This is a genomic window from Pantoea sp. nfd-35, assembly GCF_056892255.1.
Genome location: NZ_CP122403.1, coordinates 745614 through 770099, shown reverse-complemented (window position 1 = coordinate 770099; position 24486 = coordinate 745614). Strand labels below are relative to the sequence as shown.

At 56.9% G+C, this 24486-nt stretch carries 20 protein-coding genes; 11 read left to right on the top strand and 9 right to left on the bottom strand.

Going from position 1 to position 24486, the window contains the following annotated elements; translation table 11 throughout:
• Nucleotides 1-64: 64 nt before the first annotated feature.
• Entirely contained in the window at nucleotides 65-1219 is a 1155-nt protein-coding gene (locus P9J57_RS03705) for an amidohydrolase (protein ID WP_014605053.1), read from the bottom strand.
• A 26-nt stretch (nucleotides 1220-1245) separates the two neighbouring features.
• Nucleotides 1246-2247: an LLM class flavin-dependent oxidoreductase gene (locus P9J57_RS03700; RefSeq protein WP_029570659.1), complete on the bottom strand. Its 1002-nt coding sequence runs from the start codon at nucleotides 2245-2247 to the stop codon at nucleotides 1246-1248.
• Between the two features lie 295 nt (nucleotides 2248-2542).
• Here P9J57_RS03700 and P9J57_RS03695 point away from each other — a divergent pair, with 295 nt between their 5' ends.
• From P9J57_RS03695 to P9J57_RS03685, 3 genes are all read left to right on the top strand, one after another.
• Entirely contained in the window at nucleotides 2543-2782 is a 240-nt protein-coding gene (locus tag P9J57_RS03695; protein ID WP_022623165.1) for a hypothetical protein, read from the top strand.
• A 53-nt stretch (nucleotides 2783-2835) separates the two neighbouring features.
• Nucleotides 2836-4002 carry an amidohydrolase gene (locus P9J57_RS03690; RefSeq protein ID WP_013027197.1) on the top strand — a complete coding sequence of 389 codons (1167 nt, stop codon included), beginning with the start codon at nucleotides 2836-2838 and terminating at the stop codon, nucleotides 4000-4002.
• Nucleotides 4003-4078: 76 nt separating this feature from the next.
• Nucleotides 4079-4561: a YlaC family protein gene (locus tag P9J57_RS03685; protein ID WP_014594608.1), complete on the top strand. Its 483-nt coding sequence runs from the start codon at nucleotides 4079-4081 to the stop codon at nucleotides 4559-4561.
• Here P9J57_RS03685 and P9J57_RS03680 read toward each other — a convergent pair.
• Together P9J57_RS03680 and P9J57_RS03675 are read right to left on the bottom strand one after the other, a co-directional pair.
• A complete protein-coding gene (locus P9J57_RS03680) occupies nucleotides 4558-5961 on the bottom strand; it encodes an aminotransferase-like domain-containing protein (protein ID WP_024471042.1) in 1404 nt (467 codons plus the stop codon). The two genes, P9J57_RS03685 and P9J57_RS03680, sit on opposite strands and share 4 nt — an antisense overlap.
• Before the next feature lie 70 nt (nucleotides 5962-6031).
• The gene (locus P9J57_RS03675) at nucleotides 6032-8128 is read right to left on the bottom strand and encodes a putative bifunctional diguanylate cyclase/phosphodiesterase (RefSeq protein WP_022623167.1); all 2097 of its coding nucleotides are present in this window, start codon (nucleotides 8126-8128) and stop codon (nucleotides 6032-6034) included.
• A 695-nt stretch (nucleotides 8129-8823) separates the two neighbouring features.
• Between P9J57_RS03675 and P9J57_RS03670 the strand changes: the two genes are divergently transcribed.
• From P9J57_RS03670 to P9J57_RS03650, 5 genes are read left to right on the top strand one after another with little or no spacing between them, the layout of a single operon-like run.
• Nucleotides 8824-9390: a spore coat protein U domain-containing protein gene (locus tag P9J57_RS03670; protein WP_483279392.1), complete on the top strand. Its 567-nt coding sequence runs from the start codon at nucleotides 8824-8826 to the stop codon at nucleotides 9388-9390.
• 24 nt (nucleotides 9391-9414) lie between these two features.
• On the top strand, nucleotides 9415-9936 hold the full coding sequence (locus P9J57_RS03665) for a Csu type fimbrial protein (protein WP_013027201.1): 522 nt from the start codon (nucleotides 9415-9417) through the stop codon (nucleotides 9934-9936).
• A gap of 23 nt (nucleotides 9937-9959) precedes the next feature.
• Nucleotides 9960-10658: a fimbrial biogenesis chaperone gene (locus P9J57_RS03660; protein ID WP_014594611.1), complete on the top strand. Its 699-nt coding sequence runs from the start codon at nucleotides 9960-9962 to the stop codon at nucleotides 10656-10658.
• A gap of 6 nt (nucleotides 10659-10664) precedes the next feature.
• On the top strand, nucleotides 10665-13109 hold the full coding sequence (locus P9J57_RS03655) for a fimbria/pilus outer membrane usher protein (protein WP_263751818.1): 2445 nt from the start codon (nucleotides 10665-10667) through the stop codon (nucleotides 13107-13109).
• A complete protein-coding gene (locus tag P9J57_RS03650; protein WP_022623171.1) occupies nucleotides 13106-14077 on the top strand; it encodes a Csu type fimbrial protein in 972 nt (323 codons plus the stop codon). The genes P9J57_RS03655 and P9J57_RS03650 overlap by 4 nt, the downstream gene beginning before the upstream one ends.
• Here the strand turns inward: P9J57_RS03650 and tcuC are convergent.
• From tcuC to exbB, 3 genes are all read right to left on the bottom strand, one after another.
• Entirely contained in the window at nucleotides 14074-15396 is a 1323-nt protein-coding gene (gene tcuC, locus P9J57_RS03645) for an MFS transporter (RefSeq protein ID WP_014594614.1), read from the bottom strand. The two genes, P9J57_RS03650 and tcuC, sit on opposite strands and share 4 nt — an antisense overlap.
• 318 nt (nucleotides 15397-15714) lie before the next feature.
• A complete protein-coding gene (gene exbD / locus P9J57_RS03640; protein WP_013027206.1) occupies nucleotides 15715-16137 on the bottom strand; it encodes a TonB system transport protein ExbD in 423 nt (140 codons plus the stop codon).
• 5 nt (nucleotides 16138-16142) lie between these two features.
• Nucleotides 16143-16868 carry a tol-pal system-associated acyl-CoA thioesterase gene (exbB, locus tag P9J57_RS03635; protein ID WP_014594615.1) on the bottom strand — a complete coding sequence of 242 codons (726 nt, stop codon included), beginning with the start codon at nucleotides 16866-16868 and terminating at the stop codon, nucleotides 16143-16145.
• A gap of 415 nt (nucleotides 16869-17283) precedes the next feature.
• Between exbB and P9J57_RS03630 the strand changes: the two genes are divergently transcribed.
• The 3 genes from P9J57_RS03630 (at nucleotide 17284) to P9J57_RS03620 (ending at nucleotide 20731) form a co-directional block, all read left to right on the top strand.
• Nucleotides 17284-18780, top strand: a complete 1497-nt coding sequence (locus P9J57_RS03630) for a PTS transporter subunit EIIC (protein ID WP_013027208.1) — start codon at nucleotides 17284-17286, stop codon at nucleotides 18778-18780.
• A gap of 72 nt (nucleotides 18781-18852) precedes the next feature.
• Complete coding sequence (gene malI / locus P9J57_RS03625) at nucleotides 18853-19869, top strand: Mal regulon transcriptional regulator MalI (RefSeq protein ID WP_013027209.1); 1017 nt, start codon at nucleotides 18853-18855, stop codon at nucleotides 19867-19869.
• Between the two features lie 244 nt (nucleotides 19870-20113).
• Nucleotides 20114-20731 (top strand): hypothetical protein, encoded by a 618-nt coding sequence (locus tag P9J57_RS03620; protein WP_231858597.1) that lies wholly within the window; start codon nucleotides 20114-20116, stop codon nucleotides 20729-20731.
• Between the two features lie 41 nt (nucleotides 20732-20772).
• On the opposite strand, the gene P9J57_RS03615 is transcribed toward P9J57_RS03620, so the two are convergent.
• Together P9J57_RS03615 and P9J57_RS03610 are read right to left on the bottom strand one after the other, a co-directional pair.
• A complete protein-coding gene (locus P9J57_RS03615; protein ID WP_013027211.1) occupies nucleotides 20773-22149 on the bottom strand; it encodes an MFS transporter in 1377 nt (458 codons plus the stop codon).
• 267 nt (nucleotides 22150-22416) lie between these two features.
• Nucleotides 22417-24309: a bifunctional sugar phosphate isomerase/epimerase/4-hydroxyphenylpyruvate dioxygenase family protein gene (locus P9J57_RS03610; RefSeq protein WP_014594619.1), complete on the bottom strand. Its 1893-nt coding sequence runs from the start codon at nucleotides 24307-24309 to the stop codon at nucleotides 22417-22419.
• Nucleotides 24310-24486: the final 177 nt, after the last annotated feature.

Genomic DNA, 24486 nt, shown 5'->3' with positions numbered 1-24486 from the left:
TTTGTGCATCAGGATGCCAGGCAGCTGTCCGGGACAGCCACACAGGCACTTCAGGCGGTTGAAATCAATTCAGGGCGGGTTCACGACATCGGTCGTGAAGATGGTGCAATGCCTGCCGGGCGAGTTGCGCAAAATAGTGGGCGGCAGGCGCTATCGAAGATTCGTCGGGGGTGAAACCGGCATGATGCAGGCCAAAGTCGCTGGCGCTGCCAATGCTGACAAACGCGCCCGGCACCTGCTGGAGGTAGAAGGCGAAATCTTCCCCACCCAGGTGTAGATCGGCAGTCTGAACCTGATAGCCTACCTGGCGAGCCACCTCACTGCTGAACTGCGCCCAGTTCGCGTCGTTAACCAGTACGGGCGGTCCGGCATGCCAGTGCAGACTGGCCTGAGCGCCATTCGCCAGGGCGATGTTCTCCACCAGCGTGCGAACACGTTTTTCCAGTTCCGCCCGTAGTTGCAGATCGTGGGTGCGGGCCGTACCGCCAAACTCCACCGTTTCTGGCAGCACGTTCCAGGTCTTGCCGCCGTCAACGCGGGTGATACTGAGTACCAGGCTATCGAGCGCATTAAAGCTGCGACTGGTCAGCGCCTGCAGTGCCTGAATGATCTGGCTGGCGACCACGATGGCATCAACGCCCTGCTCGGGATGCGCAGCGTGCGCGCCCTTACCTGTCACGTGGATAACAAACTTGTCGGCATTGGCATAAAACGCCCCACCACGCGTGGCGAAGGTCCCGCTCGGCAAGCCTGGCTCGTTATGCATGCCAAAAATGGCCTGTACCTGATCCAGCACGCCAGCCTGAATAAACTGCCTGGCACCGCACGCAATCTCTTCGGCTGGCTGAAATAAAATACGCACCCGTCCACGAAGCTGATGTTGCTGAGCCTGCAGTTCGAGCGCCGCCCCAAGCATCACGGCACTGTGTAAATCGTGGCCGCAGGCGTGCATGACTCCCGGCTGGCGAGAGTGAAAACTGACGCCGCTGGCCTCGTGGATAGGCAGCGCATCAATATCGGCACGCAGTGCAATCAGGTTTTCACCGCTGCCGATTTCCGCGACCACGCCGGTTTCCAGTGGATAATCCAGCAAGCGAATGCCGGCATTCTGAAGCCACTGGCGTAACCGCGCGGTCGTCGCAAACTCCTGGCCGGAGAGTTCAGGCCAGGTATGTAATTCACGTCGCCATTCAATTAACTGTGCTTCGTTCAGACTCATGGTTTACCTCGGCTAACACATCGTGCTCAGGCGGCGACCCACTGATGGGTGGCCAGTAGCTCCAGCGATCGGTAACGCGCGCGGGGATCGGCAATCGGCGTGTCGATAACAAACTCGTCAATGCTGAAGTTGCGCTGCAGGGCCTCCAGTTGGGCGTGGACCTGTGAAGCGGTGCCTTTCAACAGGGACGGCGTACGTGGCTCAATCAGGTAGTCCGTAAAACCGCCCTGACGGACATAACGCTCCGCCTGTTCCAGGCTGGCGACGTTCACGCCTGGCCCGTTTTTGACCTGCACGTGAAAATGCCTGAGATCGGCCACCAGCAGCTCGGCCTCGGCGGGCGAGTCAGCTACGACCACCTGCACCGCCACCATCGCCCGTTTGCCCTGTGCCTCTTGTGAATAGGCCCGCAGAGATCGCGCCAGAAGCTGACGATCGCCGTTGATATGCGCGGCAAACACGAACTGCCAGCCCAGCCGGGCCGCCAGCCGTGCACTCTCTTCGCTCCCGCCTAACAGAAACCGCTGTGCCGGACGGGCCGGTAACGGCGTCGCGCGCACGGCTTCGTCCTCGTCCCGCGGTCCTGTCTCAGGCTTCAGCCAGCTGTCCAGTTGCGTAAGCTGTTCGTCAAAACTGCCCTTTTCGTCCTGATGGACCCCAAGCTGCAGTGCCCGAGTTGAAAGCGGCAGGCCGCCCGGTGCTTTACCGATGCCCAGATCGATCCTTCCCGGCGCCAGCGACGCCAGTAAATTAAAGTTTTCTGCCACTTTGTAGGGGCTGTAGTGCTGCAGCATCACCCCGCCAGAGCCGATACGAATATGTTGAGTTTGCGCCACCAGCCAGGCGATCAACACCTCAGGTGACGGGCTCGCCAGCTGCTCAATATTGTGGTGTTCAGCCAGCCAAAAGCGGTGATAGCCCCATTTTTCAGCCTGTTTCGCCAGCTGCAACGTGCGCTGGAGCGACGCCGCCGGTGTTTCACCTTCCGCTACGGGGGCTTTGTCTAACAGACTTAACTGATATGCCATTCACCTGTCCTCACTCATTTCCGTTATGGGCCAGTGTGGCGATGAGGATATATTTCGTAAAACAATAAATATGAGAATATGAAGTTAAAAAACGGCAATAGAATTTAAATAATAAAGTAATCAACCGAGGAGATTATTATTTCCGCGCGTAAAACATGATCGCGGAGAAGAGTAAAAAATCGCTCAATCACCATTTGCGTATTTTAACTAAGCTTTGATTAATTCCTTATTTTATCCGCGAAAGATCTCGCCTGATGATGATTCATCAAACTCACGATCTCAGGGCAAAAAAAGCATGGCAAAATTCAGCATGTTATTACACCGTCTCTTTTCAGGTAAACAGGGTTCAGACTGCCAGCACAGCGCAGTAAAAGCGCAGACGGCGCGGGCGGGCTCAGCCTCTGACAGCGCGTTATCCCCCCGCCATCATGTGTCGCGAGATAATAATCAACCTGCCGGTGTGCCGGTTTTATTTACCCATGAAAACGCCCCGACGTTATTACGCGATTACCCCTGGCAACCGAATCATCTTTAATCACCCGTCAGCAGCCTCAGATAAGGCGTTGGCCTGTTTAAATAAGGAGACTCATGACGTCATTATTAACGGAACAGCTGGTGCAGTGGCGTCGGGAATTGCACCAGCATCCCGAACTCTCTCATCAGGAGTTTGCCACCACGGAACGTATTACACGCTGGTTAAAGCAGGGTGACATTCGTTTGCTGCCCCTGCCGTTGAAGACCGGCGTGGTGGCGGAAATCGGCCAGGGAGAACCGTTGATCGCCTTTCGCGCCGACATTGATGCCCTTCCCATCGATGAAGGGGTGAACGTACCCTGGCAATCCCAGCGGTCAGGCGTAATGCACGCCTGCGGGCACGATATTCATACCGCGGTGATGCTCGGCGTGGCACATCAGCTTAAGCAACGCGAAGCCACGCTGCCGGGCCGCGTGCGGCTTCTTTTTCAGCCCGCAGAAGAGACGTTTGAAGGGGCCAGCCAGCTGCTTGCCGCAGGCGCGCTGAACGGCGTAAAGGCCATCTTCGGCATGCATAACGCGCCCGATTTGCCGCTGGGCACGCTGCGAACCCGGCCAGGCGCGTTTTACGCCAACGTTGACCGCTTTACGATTCGGGTGCACGGCAAGGGCGCCCATGCCGCACGGCCTCAGGAGGGGATTGACGCTATCGTCATTGCAAGCCACATCGTCACCGCCCTACAGACGCTGCCTGCGCGGGTGTTTAGCGCTCTGGACACAGTCGTTTTGAGCGTCACGCGTTTTACGGCGGGGAACACCTGGAATGTCCTCCCGCAGCAGGTAGAGCTGGAAGGCACGGTCCGCACCCATAATGCAGCGCTACGTCAGCAGATACCTGAGCGTATGACCACGCTGATTCAGGGCCTCGCAGCAGGCTTCGGCGCGCGGGCAGAACTGGAGTGGATAGCAGGGCCGCCTGCCCTGATCAATACGCCAGAATGGGCAGAGGTTGCGCTGGACCAGGCCGCCCAAAGCGGCTATTGCGCGGAAGAGGCTGCAACGCCGCTGATGGGCGGGGAAGATTTTGCTTTTTATCTGCAGCAGGTACCGGGCGCCTTTGTGAATATCGGCAGTGCCAGCGCGTTTGGCCTGCATCATCCAGCTTTTAATCCCGATGAGGCACTGTTGCGGCCTGCTGTCGACTATTTCACCCAGTTGGCACCGCGCGCCCTGAACATCGTGGCGGCACAGTCCGTGCGTGAAAGCGAAACTGTTATATAAAAAATGGCGTCATCTGTGTCTGAACGGCTTGACTGTTATCTGTTCTAATTGCTATCAGTTGAAAGTGAGGGGAACGATGGACGCCATTAAACAGATCTTGATCGACGAAATTAATACGCTCAACCGTGAAGAACGCCGCGATAACCTGCCGCGTTTCAGCTTCTCTTTTTTGAAAAAGCATCCCGGGCTGTGGGCGGTGATGTACCTGTGCTACGGCCTGTGCGTGGCTCTGATTTTTTCCACTGAGATGCTGGGCTGGCCGGCGTTTTGGTTTGCCACCGCTTTTGTGCTGGTGATGAGCTTTCTGATGTTGCTGGACATCAATCCCAAATACCGCTTCGAAGATATCGATGCGCTGGACCTGCGGGTTTGCTACAACGGCGAATGGTATTACGTGCAGCCGGTGCCTGAACAGGCGGTCTCGCGCATTATGTCTTTACCAGATGCGCCAGAGCGCGTGAAAACAGGGATTGATCGTTTGCTGAAACAGAAAGGCGAAGTGGACTTTTACGACGTTTACTACCTGACATGGGGACATCGCCAGGCCGCGCAGGTTTAATCGCCGGCCATTTCCGCCATAATTTCACCCAGCGTAACGACTGCCGCCTCGGCCCGTGAATCCCAGGGCCAGGCGGTATTGAGCCGGAAACAGTGGCTGAACTGTTCACCTGCAGCAAACATCTGCCCCGGCGCAATACTGATGCCTTTCGCCAGCGCCCGCTGGTAAAGCTGCGTGGTGTTGATGCTGTCCGGCAGCGTGACCCATAAAAAATATCCCCCCGCCGCGTCACTTACCGTTGACTGCGCAGGCAGAACCTTTATCAGTGCCTGGCGGGCCAGCTGCTGGCGCTTGACCAGGCTTTGCCGCAGCCGTTTCAGATGATTATCGTAGCGGCGGGTTGCCAGAAAATCGGCCAGCGCCAGCTGCATCGGTGCGCTGGTAGAAAGCGTGCTCATCAGCTGCAGACGTTGAATGCGCTGTGCATGCTGACCTGCCGCCACCCAACCCACCCGAAATCCCGCCACCAGTGATTTTGAAAATGATCCACAGTGCAGCACGTTGCCCTCGCGGTCCCAGGCTTTGGCCGGCAGGGGCGGTGCGCGTTCGTCCCACAGCTCTGCGTACACATCGTCTTCAATAAGCGGCACCTGATGACGGGCCAGTAACGCCACCAGCTGCTGTTTACGCGCGGGCGTCAAGGTAACGCCTAACGGATTTTGCAGGGTCGTCATCAGCCAGCAGGCCTTCACCGGCCAGCGCTGAAGCGCATCCTCAAGCTGCTGTAAATCAATGCCGTTCTGGGCATCGCTCGGAATAGCCAGCGCCTTGAGCTTAAGCCGTTCAATCGCCTGGAGTGCGCCATAAAAGCTGGGCTGCTCAATCACGACATAGTCGCCGGGTTCGGTCAGGGACTGCAGACTGAGGTTCAGCGCCTCCAGCGCACCGCTGGTGATGACGATTTCATCGGGCGATAAGGTCATGCCCTGGCGGGCGTAGCGCTGGGCCAGCAGCTGGCGCAGCGTCGCATTGCCAGGCGGCAGGTTATGTAACGCATCGGTAGGCGTCAGCTGGTGGGAAACGTTCGCCAGCGAGCGCATAAGCTGGCGCTGGGGAAACAAAGCCGGATCGGGAAACGCTGAACCAAACGGCACGATGGCCGGATCGCGCGTGGCCTGCAGGATGTCGAAGACAAAGTCGTTGATATCTACCCGCTCGCTAATGGCCACGCTGAGCGGCGCGGCCGCCAGCGCCCGCGGCGCCACGTAATAGCCGGACTGCGGACGCGAGACGATCCATCCCTGACTTTCCAGCAATTCATAGGCATGCAGCACGGTCATCAGGCTCACCCCCTGCCGGGCGACCTGCTGGCGCAGCGAAGGCAGTCGGGTGCCTGGGGGCCAGATACCGGCTTCTATTTGCTGCTGAATGTCGTCCATTAATCGCTGATATTTCGCCACGGCATGTTGCTCCTGATGCTGAGGCGTCACTTTAGCATGTTGAACATCTGTAACAAAAAAAGCCGTGGCGCTAACACTCCAGTTCAGCGGGTTTGTCTGTTTCTGCGCGGGCAAACACGTCCATCTCTTCAATCCGCTCCGGTGGAAGGGGGCGACCGAGCAGATATCCCTGCAGAGTGTTGCAGCCAAGATCGGTAAGAAACGCCTGCTGTTCAGGCGTTTCGACGCCTTCGGCTACCACTTTTAAATGCAGTGACTGCGCCAGCGCAACGATCGCCGACACAATGGTGGCATCTTCTGACTGATGCTGAAGTTCGTTCACGAAGGCCCGATCGATTTTCAGCTCGCTGGCCGGCAGACGTTTGAGATACAGCAGGCTGGAATAGCCAGTACCAAAGTCATCGATCGACGCTTTGACGCCCAGTTCGGTGAGTTCGGTCAGAATGCGCACACTATCATCAGGATTGCGCATGGCCGTGGTTTCGGTCACCTCCAGCGTTAGCTGCGCGGCCGGAATATGGTGCAGCGCCAGCGCCTGCTTAACGGTATCGACCAGGTTACTCTGCTCAAACTGCATCGCCGACAGGTTTACCGCCACCGACCACTCAGGATGGCCCTGCAGGTGCCACTGGTGCAGTTGGCGGCAGGCCTCATTAATTACCCAGTTACCAATATTGACTATCATGCCGGTTTTTTCCGCCATCGGCAGAAAGCAGTCCGGCGACAGTAAGCCGTGCCTTGGATGCTGCCAGCGCAGCAGCGCCTCGAAGCCCAGAATCGGGCCATGCGGGGCACAGAATTTTGGCTGGTAATACAGGCGCAGCTCATCGTTATCCAGCGCATGCCACAGGTCGTTATTAAGCTGTAGCTGGCTCTGCGCCAGGATATTCATGGACGGCTGGAAGAAGGTGTAACCGTTTCGACCGTTGTTTTTAGTGTGATACATCGCAGCATCGGCATTAAACATTAGCTCGCGTTCATCCTCGCCATCGCCGGGATACACCACGATACCAATGCTTAACGACACCACCAGATCGTAACGGGAAATGGAGAACGGGCGATCGATGGCTTTCACCAGTTGATCGGCCACCGCTGCCGCATCGTTCGGTTCGGTAATTTCAATCAGCAGAACAAACTCATCGCCACCCAGCCGCGCCAGGGTGTAGTAGCCTTTCATCTGCTCACTCATCCTTTCCGTCACGCTGATCAGCAGACTGTCGCCAATATGGTGACCAAAAGCATCGTTTACCGCTTTAAACCCATCAAGATCCATGAACATCAGGGCAAACTGACTGCACTCCCGGTTGGCTTTGTTAATGGCCTGTTCAAGACGATCTTCCAACAGGATACGGTTGGGCAGTCGGGTCAGGTTATCGTGCAGCGCCAGCTGTGCCAGCTCACGATTGGCTTCCGCCAGCGAACTGGCCAGGATCGACGTTCGGGCCTGCATACGCGCATCCAGCATGGAAACCAGTAGCGTAATGCCGAGAATGGCAAGGGTCACCACGGTCACAACCATGGCTAACCAGTTGCTGTTAACGCCAGCGTCCATGCTATGGCTGCCCGCAGGGAATTCAGCCGCCATCATGCCGGTGTAGTGCATGCCGGCAATCGCGGCGCCCATCACCACCGAGGCGCACACTCGCAGAGTCGCGACGCGTCCCTCATGCCCTTCCCGTAGTTTAAATGCCAGCCACAGTGCGGCAACGGAGGCAGCCAGCGCAATGATCACCGATATCAGCACCCAGCCCCAGTTCCAGACGATCCCCTGCGACAGCATCAGCGCGGCCATGCCGGTATAGTGCATGGCTACAATGCCGGAGCCCAGCACGATGGCTCCGCCGGCTAAGCGCGGCAGAGGCAACTCCCCGTGACAGACCAGCCACAGCGCGAATATTGAGGCGCACACCGCAATACCGGCAGACAGTGCCGTCAGCCGGGCGTCGTAACTCATCATCATGTCCAGATCCATAGACAGCATGCCGATGAAGTGCATTGCCCAGATGCCGATGCCCATGGCAAAGCCGCCGCCAAGCAGCCATACGAGCGCCACTTTACCGGTTGAGGTTGCCACGCGTCCCGCCATATCCAGCGCAGTAAATGAAGCCAGCATCGCCACCAATACCGAAATGACGACAATAAATGCGTTATATGAGGCCACTAACATAGGGTTTTCCGAACAGCGCCGAATACGCAGCTGTAATAATGGAGTTGAAAAAGATGTTTTGCCTTGTTTACCGTTTATCGGCGCAGAAAAATACTAACTTAGGCTTTTTTAATAGAAGATATCTATGCTTCCAAGCGTCAGGATCAATCAATCCTCTTTACAGGCAAAATACATGATAGTCATGCAGCGCGATTTTGCCCGGACGGCTGGGGTGCCGCTTTCCCTTCTCCGCTATCCGCCCATGCGTCTCAGTGACATAGAGCCACCTAAAAACGATACTTTTTCAACAACTTAACAGGCGAAAACACCCCAATATTTTCCTTGACGTTCGCCCGTAACCGAAGCGTTTCGGTGAGCGTTTCAGACCGGTGCGAAAACATATCATCGAAACCGAAAGTGGGATAGAGGGCCAGCAGTTTCGCCTTTTTTATTTTCATGCATTAACGGGCGAGGCAGATGAAGGGGGCTGATGTAACAAAATAATAAAAATTTTTACGCGGAGTTTCGCCACAGCGCATAAGCTGATGTATAGTAAAAAAAACTAATATAAAACGATCAACCCGATGACGCGGTTATCGTCAAAAACGCTGGCAGGATGCTGATAACTAACAACAATATTCTGATTTTTCTGGTTTTTCTGTATTACGCCATCAGGTGAAAAAGCACTGATCCTCAATAATCGGTAAGGAATGGTTATGAAATTCAAGCTTTTTCTGTTCGTTGTCGGGTTGACTACGGCGCTGCCTTCCGCGACGTTTGCTGCCACCACCACGGGTGCGATTAACGCGACGCTAACATTAACCACGGGTTGTCTGGTGAACGGGCAGTCCGCCACCACTGGCGTAAATTTCGGTTCGTTAAACTTTGGCAGCAGTGCCGCGACCTTCGATACCCTGAATGCCACCTTAGTGGGCGCGGCGGGTAACGGTATCTACGTGCGCTGCACAACCGGTCAAACCTTTAACGTCCAGGTGACCAGCAGCAATGCGGCACCGGGAAACGTCTACGGCACCGTGTCATCCGCTCCACGCTACCTGGTGCTGGGGGCGGATAATACCCAGGGCATCGCTTATACCCTCTATAGCGACGCCTCCTTTAGCACCGCCATCGCAAATAACACCAATATTGCGCCCAGCGGCACCACCGATCCGACGCTTGGTACCAATTACGCCATCTACGGGCGCGTCGTGGGCGGCGGCTTTAACCCTGTGATACCGGCCGGGACTTACACCGATACGATTAACGTCGCCGTGAACTATTGAGTGCTCGTGTTTGAGTAGCGACAGATGACGGCAAAGTGGTCACCTGTTTCGGTCACCGTTGGCGGGCTGCTGCTGTGGGTGAGTGGTAATGGGTGGGGCATCACGACCAGCTCCACCACATTCCAGGTGTCAGCGTCAATCGTTGCGGGTTGCGTGGTCTCAGGCACGAATACGGGGATCTTTGGCACGCTTAATTTTGGTACCCAGTCGGGGCTGGCCACGAACAGCGTTAGCGCCAGCTATGTACAAAGTTCCACGATTAACCTTGCCTGCACACCGGGCACCACGCTGAGCATGACCATCAATGGCGGCAGTAACTATACCTCGACCCGTAATTTGAAGCTGGCTAACAACACCAACACGGTTCCCTATTACCTCTACAGCAATGCTGCACGTACCACGCCGATTCCGGTGAACACGGCAGTGCCGTTGAGCTACAGCAATGCGAATAACATCACGTTACCGATATATGGCTCGCTGCAGTTACCCGGCCCGACGCGCGCCGGGGTTTATTCGGACACCCTCAGCGTCACGCTGACCTGGTGATAAAAGGACAAAGGAGCTTTACCATGCCATCCCTGCGCGCCCTGTTTTTTCTGTTCACATTCCTGCTGTTGCCTCAGGCTCAGGGCGCTAACTCCGTCATGATTTGGCCTATCGATCCGGCGATTAACCCGGAGGAAAAAGCCAGCGAGCTGTGGCTGGAAAACCGTGGCAGCAGCACCACCCTGATGCAGGTGCGCATCTTCGCCTGGCAGCAGACGCACAATCAGGAGCAGTATCAGACCCAGCAGCAGGTTGTCGCCAGCCCGCCGCTGATACGCATCGAACCCGGGCAAAAGCAGCTCGTTCGCCTGATTAAACAAGTCCCGCCCGTGGCAGGTAAAGAGATGGCCTACCGCGTCGTGCTGGATGAGATCCCCACCCCACGGTCGGTCGGCGATAATCAGGCCGGACTGAATTTTCAGATGCGCTATTCGGTTCCCCTGTTTGTCTACGGCAACGGACTGGTTCGCGATGACGCCAGGTCTGTACTGAGCTGGCGCCAGGTCAACACTGGCGGTCAGCGTTATCTGGAGCTGACTAATCGCGGTAACGGCCACGCACGTCTCAGTAATGTCACCGTGGGCGGTCAGCGACTCGGAAACGGACTTTACGGTTATGTGCTGGCTAACAGCACCCAGCGTTTTCCTCTGAGAGCCGCGGTCAGCGGTGAACTGCGCGCAGAAACCAACCACGGGCAGTGGCGCAGCGCTGCGGCTCAGTAAAGTGTAATGATGTCGTTTTCGCCGCATCCCGTTGCGCTGGCTATCGCGGGGCTGTGCTGCCTGACACCCGGTTCTGTCTGGGCTGAAACCTTTACGTCGCTCCCGCCGCCGCCCGCCGTGGACAACAGCGCCGCCGGTCAGCGCTACATGTTAGAGCTGGTGGTGAATCAGCAGGCACGGGGCGATATCGTGCCGGTAGAGCAACAAAACGGTCACTTTCTGGTGCGGGCAGGCGATCTGCAGCGTGCGGGGATCCCGCCGGAAAAGTATCAGGGACAACAACAGGTTGATGTTAATCAGCTCGCAGAGGTGAAAGTGGACTATGACGATCGTCGCCAGCGCCTGCTGCTGACGGTACCGCCCGGCTGGCTGCCCGAACAGACGATTGGTGAGAGCAACACCGGACCGCGCTTTCCCGGACGCGTCAGCCCTGGGGCGCTGATAAATTACGATCTCTACGCCACGCGCACCGACGTTGCGGGTACACGTCTGGCGGCCTGGAACGAACTGCGCCTGTTTGGTGATGCCGGACACATCTCCAGCAACGGCGTCTGGCAACAGCAGTTGGAAGGACAAAATCGCTACCAGGATGATGGCTATATCCGCTACGACACCTGGTGGAGCAATGAAAACGAAAACGCCATCCTGAGCTGGCGGGTCGGCGACCTCACGACCGATGCGCTGGCATGGACCAGCAGCGTCCGGCTTGGCGGCATTCAGGTTGCGCGGGACTTCAGCGTACGTCCGGATCTGGTGACCTATCCCCTGCCCGCGTTTTCCGGTCAGGCGGCGGTGCCCTCAACGGTCGATCTGTTTGTTAACGGCTACCGCTCCACTCAGGCCAACGTTCAGCCCGGTCCCTGGTCGCTCACGAACGTGCCCTTTGTAAACGGCGCGGGCAACGCGGTGATTACCACCACGGATGCCGTCGGGCGTCAGGTGGTCACCACGCTGCCGTTTTATGTTTCCAGTAATCTGCTTAAGCCTGGCCTGTCCGATTACGCCTTTTCCGCCGGTGCGATGCGGCAAAACTACGGCATTAAAAACGCGGATTACGGTGCGGCAGCGATGAGCGGCTCATGGCGCTATGGCATGACAGACTGGCTCACCCTGGAAACCCATGGGGAGGGCAGTAACCACCTGGGCATGGGCGGAGCAGGCGCGCAGTTTAAAGTGGGCAGTTGGGGCGTGATCAACGGCGCAGCCGCGCAGAGCCAAATGGACGGGCAGTCTGGCGCGCAGTACAGCTGGGGCTATCAGTACAACAACAGTCGCTTTAGCCTGGGTACGCAGCACCAGGTGCGCAATGCCGGCTTTGGTAATCTGGCCCTGCTGAGCAACCAGCGCAACGGCGGTTCGGATTACCGTTACAGCCTGGCGCGGCGAACGGCGCAGTACAGCGCCAGCATATCGCTCAACCGTTATGGCAGCCTGGGTGCAGCCTATATTGATATTTCCGGCGGCGATAACCAACGCACCAGCCTGTGGAACCTCTCCTGGAGTAAAAACCTGTGGGGCAATGCCAGCCTGTACGTTTCCGCCAGCCGTGACAGGCAACAGGGCGAATGGAGCGGCGCCGTCTCGCTGGTCATTCCGTTTGGTGAAAACAGCAATGCCTCACTGAGCGTTGAGCGCGATCAGCAAGGTCGACACAATCAACGGGCTTATCTGTCCCGCGCCATGCCCAGCGACGGCGGTTTTGCCTGGGACGCCTCCTGGGCCAACCAGGGCGGGAATAGCGGTGATTACCGGCAGGGCAGCCTGCGCTACCGTAACAATAAAATCGATACGTCTGGCGGATTCTACGGGGATGATGACAACACTACGCAGTGGGCAGATTTATCCGGCGCGCTGGTGTTAATGGATAACCAGGTCTTTGCCGCAAACACGATCAATGATGCCTTTGTGGTGGTGAAAACCAACTACCCGGACGTCAATGTCCGCTATGAAAACCAGTCGATGGGACGTACCGACAGCAAGGGCTATCTGCTGGTGCCCTCCATCAGCAGCTATTACGCGGCCAAATACGATATCGATACGCTCGACCTGCCCGCCGACATGACCACGCCCAAAGTCGAGCAGCGTTTTGCCGTGAAGCGCCAGAGTGGATTTTTGCTGAATTTTCCGGTTGAGCGTTTACGCGCCGCCAGCGTGATTCTGTATGACAGCCATAACCAGCCGTTGCCGGTATCCAGCCAGGTGATCCGTCCCGGCCAGGCAACGGGCTACGTTGGCTGGGACGGTATCGCCTGGCTGGACGATCTCAGCGAACACAACCCAATTAAGGTCATCGCTCCTGACGGCCGAACCTGTAAAACCGAACTGACCCTGGCGGGTGGCCAGCCGCAGGCATTGAAAACCTACGGTCCGCTGACCTGTCCCCTGCCGCCGCTGCCCGACGGCGCACCGGTACCCAACCCCGAAAACGCGACAGCCGGAATAACACCATGAAAAACCTGATGCTGCTTTGCCTGCTGCTGCTACCCTCGCTGGGCTATGCCGCCTGTACCCTTCCCGCGTCCAGCGCCAGCTTTGGCACACAAACCACGTTTGTTGCTAATAACAGCGTCAGCACGACCTCCACCAACGCTAACGTTAACTGCGGATCAGGCACGGCCCTGACTCTGCTGAGTAATAATCAGATTACGTTTCAGCTGACCAGCGCCAGCAACACCAACGGCACGCGCGGCACGCTCAAGCGAAGCGGCGATACCGGTAGCGACAATATTCCGGTGCGGCTGTGTACCGACAGCGCCTGCGCTAATGAGCTGACCATTGGCGGATCGGCTTTTGTGTATAACTCGGCCACATTGATCAACCTGGCGGGATTACTCGGCAGCCTGAACTTCGCGATTCCGGTGTATTTACGCACCGTCGCCGGGCAAACCGTGGCGGCGGGCAGCTATACGCTCACCCTGAACATGACCGTCACCTATAACATCTGCACCTCTGTTTCCGCCCTGGGCGCTTGTCTGACCCCGCAGACCGGCAGCGGCGTGATCCCCATTACCGTGACCGTCGTTCTGAGCAATGACTGTACAGCGATTACCGCCCCCAACATTAGCTTTGGCAGCGCGCCGCTGGTCGCCAGCTTTGGGGCAATTTCGCAAACCATCAGTGTGTTATGCAGTAAAGGCAGTACCTATACCGTGGGCTTAAGCAATGGCAACAACGCATCAGGCAGCGTGCGGAATATGGCGAGCGGAACCAACCGTTTGAGTTACGAAATCTACAAAGGAACCAGTAGCGATCGCTGGGGGCCGAGTGGCACAGAACGGGTAGGCAGTGCGGCGGCCAATACCGTCAGCACCGATGGACTGTCGCGCAGCTATAACTACACTGCGCGCGTCCTCACCACACAAAACACGCCGCCTGCGGGAAACTACAGCGACAGCGTGGTGGTGGATATTGCGTTTTAAAGGGATGTGCTGACCGGCGTGCTGCCGTGACGAGCGCGATACTGCTTAACCATGCGACCAATGAGCAGCGTACCAAACAGGCCACAGACGGCCGCAAAGGTCAGCCACACGCCCGGCATCGCCTTGTCACCTGTGGCGTGAATCAGATAGCTGGATACTGCTGGCGTAAAGCCGCCAAACAGCGCCGTTGCCAGGCTGTAGGCCATAGAGAAGCCCGCGGCGCGCACTTCCGCTGGCATAATTTCCGCCAGATAAACCACCATGGCGCCGTTATAGCTTGCGTAGAGAAAGGAGAGCCATAATTCCGCCTCGACCAGATGCGCGAAGCTGGGCGAGCCCACCATCCAGTGCAGCACCGGCCAGGCGGTGGCAATCATCAGCACGGTAAACGTCAGCAGCAGCGGGCGACGACCTATGCGATCGGAGAGCGCGCCCATCACCGGTAGCCAGAACAGGTTCGAAATCCCGACAAACAGCGTCACCATAAACGCCTGGGTGTCGCTCATCATCAACACCGTTTTGCCGAAGGTGGGCGTAAAGGCGGTAATCATATAGAACATCACGGTGGTAGTGACGACCATCAGCATACCTGCCAGCACCAGCGCCCAGTTGCTGGCCACCGAACGCATAATTTCGGTCATGGCCGGGTGGTGTTTACGCTGACTGAAGGCTTCGGTTTCTTCCAGCATACGGCGGATATAAAACAGGAAGGGCACGATCAGGCAGCCCACCACGAAGGGAATGCGCCAGCCCCACTCGGTGACGTCATCATGAGAAAGCAGATGGTTCAGGCCCAGTCCCAGCAGCGCAGCGAATATCACCGCAATCTGCTGACTTCCGGATTGCCAGCTGACAAAGAAGCCTTTGCGGCCTTTCGGTGCGACTTCGGCCAGATAGACCGACACGCCACCCAGTTCCACACCGGCTGAAAAGCCCTGCAGCAAACGCCCCAGCAGAATCAGAACCGGTGCCGCCGCGCCCAGCGTGGCATAACCCGGTACCAGTGCAATCGTGAGCGTGCCCAGCGCCATCAGGCCAAGCGTTAACAGTAGCCCTTTGCGACGACCATGGTGGTCGATGTAAGCCCCCAGAATAATGGCCCCCAGCGGACGCATCAGGAAGCCCGCACCGAAGGTCATCAACGTCAGCATCAGGGAAGAGAACGGATCGTCACCGGGAAAGAAGGTTTTGGCGATGGCCGTGGCGTAGTAGCCAAACACCATGAAATCGTACATCTCAAGGAAGTTACCACTGGTAACGTTGAAAATGGTTCTGGCCGCGCTGGCTGGCGGCTTTTGTAAAGTTTCACTCGGGTTCATCACGGCTTCCTTGGTTTTTATCCGTTTTAGCCTGCGACAAGCCAGATTAATGTGACACCGATCACCATTGCAGTTTACAAGTCTATAAGTTTCCGTAACAAGAAATTAACAGGAGAGTTACAGCAGCATCTTTGCCTGTTATCAGGCGGAATGAGCAGAAGAAGATTCTGTGAAAACAGACATAAAAAAAGCGCGGCGGAATGCGCGCTTTTTAGCCGTGATAGCGTATTGACGAGGCGCGTTTACCACGCCTGAAGGCCCCGAATGTTGGCTGAATGCGTTGAGCGTTAAGCGGGAAAGCCCGACCGGCTCCAATCGCTATTTCTTGACCGTTTCCATTCCCATCAAGCCGATTTTTAAATACCCGGCCGTGCGCAGTTCGTCCATCACGCTCATCAGGGTTTCATAATCGACAGACTTGTCCGCCTGGAAGAAGATCGTGGTGTCCTTGTTGCCTTCCGTCTGCTGGGTCAGCACGTTGATCAACGACGCTTTATTCACCACCTCGTTACCCACGTACAACTGCTTGTCGGCTTTGATCGAAAGGTAAACCGGTTTTTCCGGACGCGGTTGGGGCGCACTGGTGGAAGCCGGAAGGTTAACACGGACATCAACGGTCGCCAGCGGCGCTGCAACCATAAAGATGATCAACAACACCAGCATCACGTCGATAAACGGCGTGACGTTGATTTCGTGCATTTCGCCATCTGTTTCGGCCTGGTCGTTTAATCGCATCGCCATAACGCTTACCCCAGACGCAGTTTTTGTGCGGCTGCCGGGCGGTTAACGTCAGGCTGGGCCAGGTTTCCCAGGTCGATATCGCGGCTTTGCAGCAGCATGATTTGCGCGGCCACATCGCCCAGCGAGGCTTTGTAGTTGGCGATCATGCGGGCAAACACGTTGTAGATCACCACGGCCGGAATGGCGGCGACCAGGCCAATAGCGGTAGCCAGCAAGGCTTCGGCAATGCCGGGGGCAACCACGGCAAGATTCGTGGTTTGCGTTTTGGCGATACCAATGAAGCTGTTCATGATGCCCCAGACGGTTCCGAACAGGCCGACAAACGGCGCGACCGAACCAATCGTGGCCAGGAAACCGTTACCGCGGCCTGCGTGACGGCAGAAGGCAGCCACCCGACGTTCAAGACGGAAAGCGGTACGCTCTTTGATCCCGGCGGTATCTTCAACGCCAGCAGAAAGTTCCAGCTCATTTTGCGCATCGTTAAGAAGTACCGCGCTGTGGCTGGCGGTTTTGAACTGCTGGGCAGCGCGCGCGGCATCATTCAGGTTGCGGGCTTCACCTAACGCCAGCTGCTCGCGCTTGAGGCGACGTTTGGCCGCGCTCAGCTCAGCATATTTACCGAAGAAAATTGCCCAGGTCACGACCGAGGCCAATAACAGACCAATCATGACCACCTTTACCACGATATCGGCATGCTGGTACATGCCCCATACGGAAAGGTCTGCTTGCATTAAGTCACTGGCTACCACGCTGCTTCTCCAACTTCATCTACTACATGGGTGCGGAATGAAGTGCCGATGATAGCAAAAAACAATCGAATTGATAGTGGTTCTCATTAGTATTTACAATCTTGCAGCCACTGATGACGGTGAGCCAGCACCTGAATACGCCGCGTCTGCCCTGCCGTTTCTTTAGTCCAATCCTGTCGGGATGCCTGGCGTTGATCGTTTCGCCCCTGTTGGCGGCATCCTGCCCCAAAACGGTTAATTAGCGATCGCTCTCATAAAATAACTTTTTCGTTTCGATGAATGTGAAAATTATGTTGCAGCTAAAAACCGCCTACAGCAGGATAAGTAGAACGTTCTACTAAAACGTTCTACTTACAATAAAAACGCCAATAGGGGCGCAACATCGGGAAAACTCGGTATGACACTGCTATCAGGGTTAGTTAAATCGTTATCGAAGTTATCAATGATTGGTCGGGCGCTCATGCTGCCTATTTCGTTGCTGCCTGCCGCTGGCTTACTCCTGGCATTTGGTAATAAGTTCGAGTTACCGCTGATGATGAACGCCGGAGGGGTGATTTTTGATAACCTGCCGATGCTGTTTGCGATTGGCTCGGCTGTGGGACTGGCCGCCGAATCCGGGATAGCCGCACTTTCCGCCGCGGTTTCCGTCTTTGTCACCAACATCACCATTGGCACCATGCTGCATATCACTCCGGAAATGGCGGCCCAGGGAGGAAAATATGCCATGGTCGTCGGCATTCCGACGCTACAGATGGGCGTATTCGGCGGCCTTATCTGCGGCATTCTCGCCGCCTGGTGCTACAACCGCTTCCATACCCTGCAGCTCCCTGAGTTCCTGGGTTTCTTCTCGGGTAAGCGTTTTGTTGCCATTGCGACGGCATTTTTATCCTTTCTGCTCGGCCTGCTGATGCCCTATGTCTGGCAACATATTCAGGCGGGCATCGATGCGCTTTCGGTGATCGTCAACGGCGATAATCAGGCGGCCTCCACCTTTATTTTTGGGCTGGTGGAGCGCGCCCTGATCCCGCTTGGCCTGCACCACATCTGGTATCCCTCGTTCTGGTACTCCTTCGGTGATTACGTCACCAAAACCGGCCAGGTGATTCATGGCGATCAAACCATCTGGTTCAAAATGCTGGAGGAAGGCGTGAAATCCTTTAGCAGCAACGGCTACCAAAATGCGGGCAAGTTTATGCAAGGTGAGTATCCGCTTATGCTTTTCGCCCTGCCTGCCGCCTGTCTGGCGATGTACCACGAAGCCCATACCAGGAATAAAAAGATCGCGTTCGGTATCCTGTTTTCAGCGGCGTTGACCTGCTTTTTGACCGGCATCACCGAGCCAGTGGAGTTTACCTTTATCTTTGTCGCGCCCCTGCTGTATGTCTTTAATGCCATCATGGCGGGCCTGGCCTATATGACCATGTATTTACTGCATGCCCATATCGCTAAATCTTTTTCCGCCGGATTGATTGACTACATTAGCTTTGGCATTGTGCCCTCGCTCAACGGTTACCAGACTCACTATCTCAGCGCGGTTATCGTGGGCGTACCGATGGCATTGATTTACTATTTCACCTTCCGCTTCGTTATTCGTCGGTTTAATGTAAAAACACCGGGACGAACGGACGTCACGGCGACGACCGATGACAAAACCGATGCAGAGCTGGCTAGCGAAATCATCGTCCTGCTGGGAGGTGAGAAAAACATCCGCTCGGTGGGCGCCTGTATCACGCGCTTACGGCTTGAAGTCGTCAACAGCCATGACGTTGACCGTGAAGGGCTGAATAATCTTGGCGCCCGCGGCGTGGTTTTTGTCGGCGATAACGGTATACAAATTATTTTTGGCGCCAGAGCGCAATTTATTGCCCAGACGCTGTCCGGGATGACAGGCTGATGCAGGCCTGGCTTTCTGACGATGGCGGGCAAGGCGATAACAGGCTGAGCAGGTGAATTTCAGGGAGCAGGTTTGAAGAGAGTCAGCATTACTGATGTGGCTAAACACGCCGGCGTGTCGGTTTCGACCGTCTCGTTGGTGCTGCGTCAAAAAGGAAAAATATCCGATGCCACCATCAGGAAAGTTCACGCCGCCATTGATGCGCTCGACTACGTTCAGAATGTGGCAGCCGCCAACCTGCGCGCCAGCACCTCTAACCTTATCGGTCTGATTCTGCGTGATTTCAGCGACAGTTTCTCCGTGAAGGTTATGGCAAGCCTTGTGCAGCAGCTGGAAAAGCAGGGCTATATGGTGTTTTTGGGGCAGCCCACTGACGACGGCGAATCGCTGACGCGCTGCCTGCTCTCCTTTAAACAGCAGGGCGTCGCTGGCGTTGTCTGTCTGGCGTCAGACAGGCGAAATGCCAGCCTGCCGTCGCAGCTTCTCCACTGCCCTTTACCCCTGGTGGTGGTGTCCCAGTCGCTGCTGGCGGAGAAGTGTAATCTGGTCATGCGTGACAACCACCAGGCCGCCCACCTGGCGACCCGCTATCTGATTGAACGCGGTCACCGCAATATTGCCTATATTGGGGGAATTGAAGGCGACCTGATCCGTCAGCAGCGCTTACTGGGGTTTCGCAGCGCCCTGACTCAACACGGGCTGGCCGTAAGGGAAGGATTTACGCCATCCTGCCGTGACGATACCCACTCAGCCGCCTTTGCCACGCGTCAGTTACTGGAGCAAAACAACACCATTACCGCGCTGCTCTGTCACTCTCCGGATGCGATAATCGGGGCGATGTCCGGTATTCATCACACCGGTCGCACCGTGGGTAAAGACGTGTTTCTGACCCAACAGGTCGCTCTGATGGGCTTTGAGGACATGCTGCACGTGAACCTCACCTCGCCCTCTTTTACCTATGTTTCCTCCGCCAGTGAAGAAACCGGCCGCCAGGCGGCTGAGCTTATCCTGCGCCAGCTACAAGACCCTGAGCGCCCAAGGCAGCGTATTTTATTATCGGGCCAATTAATTACACGAGAGTCAGCATAAATCGGCATTTTGATTGTCAGAGAAGCGAGTATGTGAAAAATCGCTTTCGGGCGCAGCGGTTAGCCTCTGCGAACGGTGGGTGCGCAAACATAACGATAAACAGCCTATGAGCAACACAATCATAACCAGCCTAACGTCACTTTTACGTCGGAAACGACAGCAGCGCTTATTACGGGATCGCCGTATAGGCTTTAACCGTGCACGCGCGCAAGATCACGCATCACGCGCTGCGCACGCTTCGATATTGCCTGGTCCTGACGGCCATCGCGCTGACGCCACAGGGCCGCTTACTGCGCCCGCCCGTTCTGCAGACGGCTCGTCACCGCTCCCCATCACGACGCCAGACCGGACGATGCTGCTGTGGCTATCCCGCTGCCTGTTATTTGTGTCGCTGCTGCTGCCGGGTTCAAACATGATCTCATCCTGCTCTGGTGCCTGTTATGCGGCGACCAACACGCTGATCACCCTGCACTTTTTCAGGCGCTGTTATGAGTCAGGTAAACCCTCATCCGGCATCGTGAAGTGTTTCAGTCGCCAGTTGCGCAGCGTGGCCCTGATTCGTTTTATCCACGCCTCACGCAATGCGGCGCCGCCGGGCAGACTAAAGCGTTTTCACTACGGTCATCAGTCGGATAAAACGCGAAGGCGCAACGTGCGCCCGCCGTTCCGTGCGGCTCCCGAATCAGACTCAGCCATCCATGTCAGCCCGGCAGAGCCCTCTCTGTTTTCACCGGATGCCTTGCTCAGGTCGCCGCAGGCGCAATCGTTACCGCCCTGTACCACTCCGCACTACAACGCCGCTCCTCCGTTGATCACGCCGCCGCAGAACCCGCTGGCGGCATCCCCGGGCTGTCAGCCCTGAGCAGGCGACACGTCCACAAAGCCTGGCCCGGTGGCGGGTGATTAGCGGATATCGCCAGGGCTTATCCCCCAGCGGGAAGGCGTGCTTCTTTCGCCCGCCTGGCGCTGCTGACTGCGCCCCTTGGCCGTTATCATCGCCACCGTTAACAGGGCCGGGATGGCCAGCACGGCGAAAATAGTGGCGAACCCCCAGCCCAGCGCCAGCATCTCTGCCCCCACCAGCGCGCTGAGAATGGCCCCGATGCGCCCTACGCCGTGCATCCAGCTGGAGCCCGTTGCACGCGCCTCGGTGGGATAAAAGCTGGCCGAAAGCGCATTCATTCCCGTGTTAGCGCCACCGATGCAGAAGCCGATCATCATGGCGCAACCGCCCAGCAGCACCGGGTGCGCCAGCGAAAATCCCATCCCCACCGTGAACAGCGCGCCCGCGCCGTAAATCATCGACAGCGCCCGGTGCGATTCAATCCTGTCCATCAGCCAGCCCGAAAACAGCGAACCGCAGGTTCCGCCCGCCTGGAACAGAGCCGTGATAATGGCGGCCTGCACCACGTCAAAACCGTTATCCTTGATCAGCATGGGGAGCCAGCTGCCCAGGGTATAGAATAAAAACAGTGCGGTAAAATAGGCGCCCCACAGCATCAGGCTGCCAAACCGGTACTGGTCATTGAGTACGACTTTTACCGGCTGCGCCCTGGCCTTGCTGACCGGCGGCAGTTCGACGCTGCACTGCTGCAGATCCAGATCTGGTGCCAGCTTAGCCAGAATACGGTGAATTTTTTTGCTGGCGGCACGCCTTACCACTAAAAAGCACACCGATTCCGGCAGCGCCCAGAGCAGTAACGGCACGAACAGCATTGGCAGGATCCCGCCCAGCATCAGGACAGAATGCCAGCCGAAGTGCGGCATCAGCCAGGAGGCGGCAAAGCCACCCAGCGCTGCGCCAAACGTGAAGCCACAAAACACCACGGTGATAAGGAATGCCCGTCGTCTGGCAGGAGCAAACTCGGCCACCAGCGTGCCCACGTTGGGCATCGCCGCGCCTAATCCCAGACCGGTCAGAAAACGGAACAGGATCATCTGTTCCATATTTTGCGAAAAGGCGGTTATCAGCGTCCAGGCGCCAAAAAAGAACACGCTGTTAATAATCACGACTTTGCGACCCAGCCTGTCTGACAGCGGGCCGGAGAGCATTGCGCCCAGCGCCAGCCCCACCAGGGCAGCGCTGATGATCAGCCCCAGTTCGCGATTGGTGATGCCCCAGTCCGCTTTCAGTTCAGGTGCAATGAACCCCATGATGGCAATATCAAACCCATCGAGAGCGATGATGCAGAAGCCAAACAGCACCACCATTTTTTGCCATATCCCCAGCGGGCGGCTGTCGATTAACGCCCGAACATCAATTGCTTTGCTTTCCGCCACGGTGACTCTCCGGTGAAATACGTAATGTGGGGTTACTATATGCAGGCGCTGTAATGCGTTAAACGGCGATAATCGAAATTTTGTGCGTTTATCGCACGATTATGCGCGAATTAAACGCCAAATCTGCGTTAACAGATTGTTAAAAAAGACAATTTTTTTGGCAGCATGGGTTCCGTTATCGGCAAAGGATTGTGAGCGGGATCGGGCGGATTTGAGCGGGCGAGAACGGGCAGAAAAGCGGGCCAGCGAAACTGGCCCATCAACGTCTTACCGCATGGCGGTCAGCCGCACGGGAGCATTGGCCGCGCCAAAGCCACGATAGCCGCCACGTCGTTCCAGCAGCTCAAAGAAGAAGCGGCCCTTTTCATAGGGAAGCGTATAGACGTGCAGCAGCTCCCCGCCCTGTTCGTCCCGATCGTACAGCACATCGTAGCGCTGCAGCTGCGCCAGAAAATCGGCGTCGAGATCGAAACGCGCCATCAGGTCCTGATAATAGTTATCGGGAATGTGCAAGGTTTTCAGCCCACGTTCGCGCGCGGCCTTTACCGCACTGAACAGATCGTCACAGCCAAAGGCGACGTGCTGCAACCCTGCGCCCTGATAGGTCGTTAAAGCGCGGGCTATCTGGGTTTCCCGACTGACCGACATGTTTAGCGGCAGGCGAATCGCATCGTTGGGGCTTCGCAGCACGCGGCTACGCACCAGCCCCAGCGGATCGGGCAGTTCCCACTCGGTATCCTGCACAAAACCCGGCACGCTACGCAGGAACATAATCCAGTTATCGCGCGTATCATCCGGCAGGGCAATCGCCAGATGGTCGATGGTCTGCATCGCAGGCTGGGGCGCGGCGCGGTGCGTTAAGTGGAAGTCGCTGTGGTAGCCGTCCTGACCGGCAGGCTCATCTTCCACCAGATAAATCAGGCTGCCGTCAGGCGCACATAACGCCGGGATCTGGCGTTCGTTGGGGCCGGTTTCCCCCTGCCAGATGGCGTAACCGTAATCCTGCGCGCGCGTGATCAGCTTATCGACCCCGCGAACCCGCCAGGCCACCGCACAGAGCGAAATACCGTGCTGATGATAATACCCGCTGGCCTGGCTCTCCGGCTGCGCATTCAGAATCACATGCACCTTGCCGTTACGATACAGCGACACCTGCTTGGAGCGATGATCGCCCGCATGAACCAGGCCAAGCTGCGTCAGCCACTGTCCGAGTGCCAAAGCGTCATTGTGGCTGACGGCAAACTCAATGAACTCCAGCGACAACAGCGGCGGCTGGGGCGCAGAGTGGAACAGCCCTTCCCCGGCCAGGGAGGCCAGCGCGCTCGGCAGCAGCGGCTGTCCGACCAGCCAGTCACGGGTTTGCTCCTCCAGCCACAGCAGCGATCGGTAACCATCCTGCGCGGTAGGCACCACCGGCGAGGCGCGGAATCCATCGTTGAAAATTTCCAGCGACCAGGCATCCCGGTAGCCATGCGCCGACAGTTGCGTCATAAACTGAGTCAGATTGAATTCGCCCTGGCCGGGAAAACAGCGGAAGTGGCGACTCCACGACAGCACATCCATTTTTAGCAGCGGTGCATCCGCCAGCTGTACGAACACAATTTTCTCCGTCGGGACTGCTTCCAGCCCGTCCAGGCTGTCGCCGCGCGACAGAATATGAAAACTGTCGAGCACGATCCCCAGCGCGGGATGGTTGACGGCCTTGACGCGGGCCCAGGCGTCGCGCCACAGGCTGACGTGTCGTCCCCAGGCCAGCGCCTCATAACCGAGAGTAATACCGTGCTCAGCCGCCAGCTCTGCCAGAGCGGTGAGATCGCTGACCTGTGTGGCGAAGTCGTCACTGCAGTCGGGTGAGACATTGCTGCAGACCAGCATCCGCTGACAGCCCAGCTGTTGCATGACCTCAAACTTGCGCGCCGCGCGCGCCAGGTTTTGCGCCAGCCTGTCACGGGGACCGCCTTCGAAGTCGCGAAAAGGTTGAAACAGCAAGATTTCCAGCCCGAGCGCTTCACACAGCTGGCGGATTTCCACGGGTGAGCCGGGATAATAGACCAGATCGTTATCGAAAATTTCAACGCCATCGAAGCCTGCGGCGGCAATTGCTCGCAGTTTTTCCGGCAGCGTGCCCGATACCGAGACCGTAGCGACAGAACGTTTCATTGTTGCCTCCTGATAAGCGGTCACGGGGTGACCTTAAAGCAGCCGGTCAGCAGCGAGGCATTCTGCTAACGGAGATTGGCAATTGTTATGAACCAGTTGGAACATTTCGTCAATGTGTAACTGGTCATGATTTTTGGTTATGACAAAGCCGACGATTTTTCACTTTTCTTTTACAAG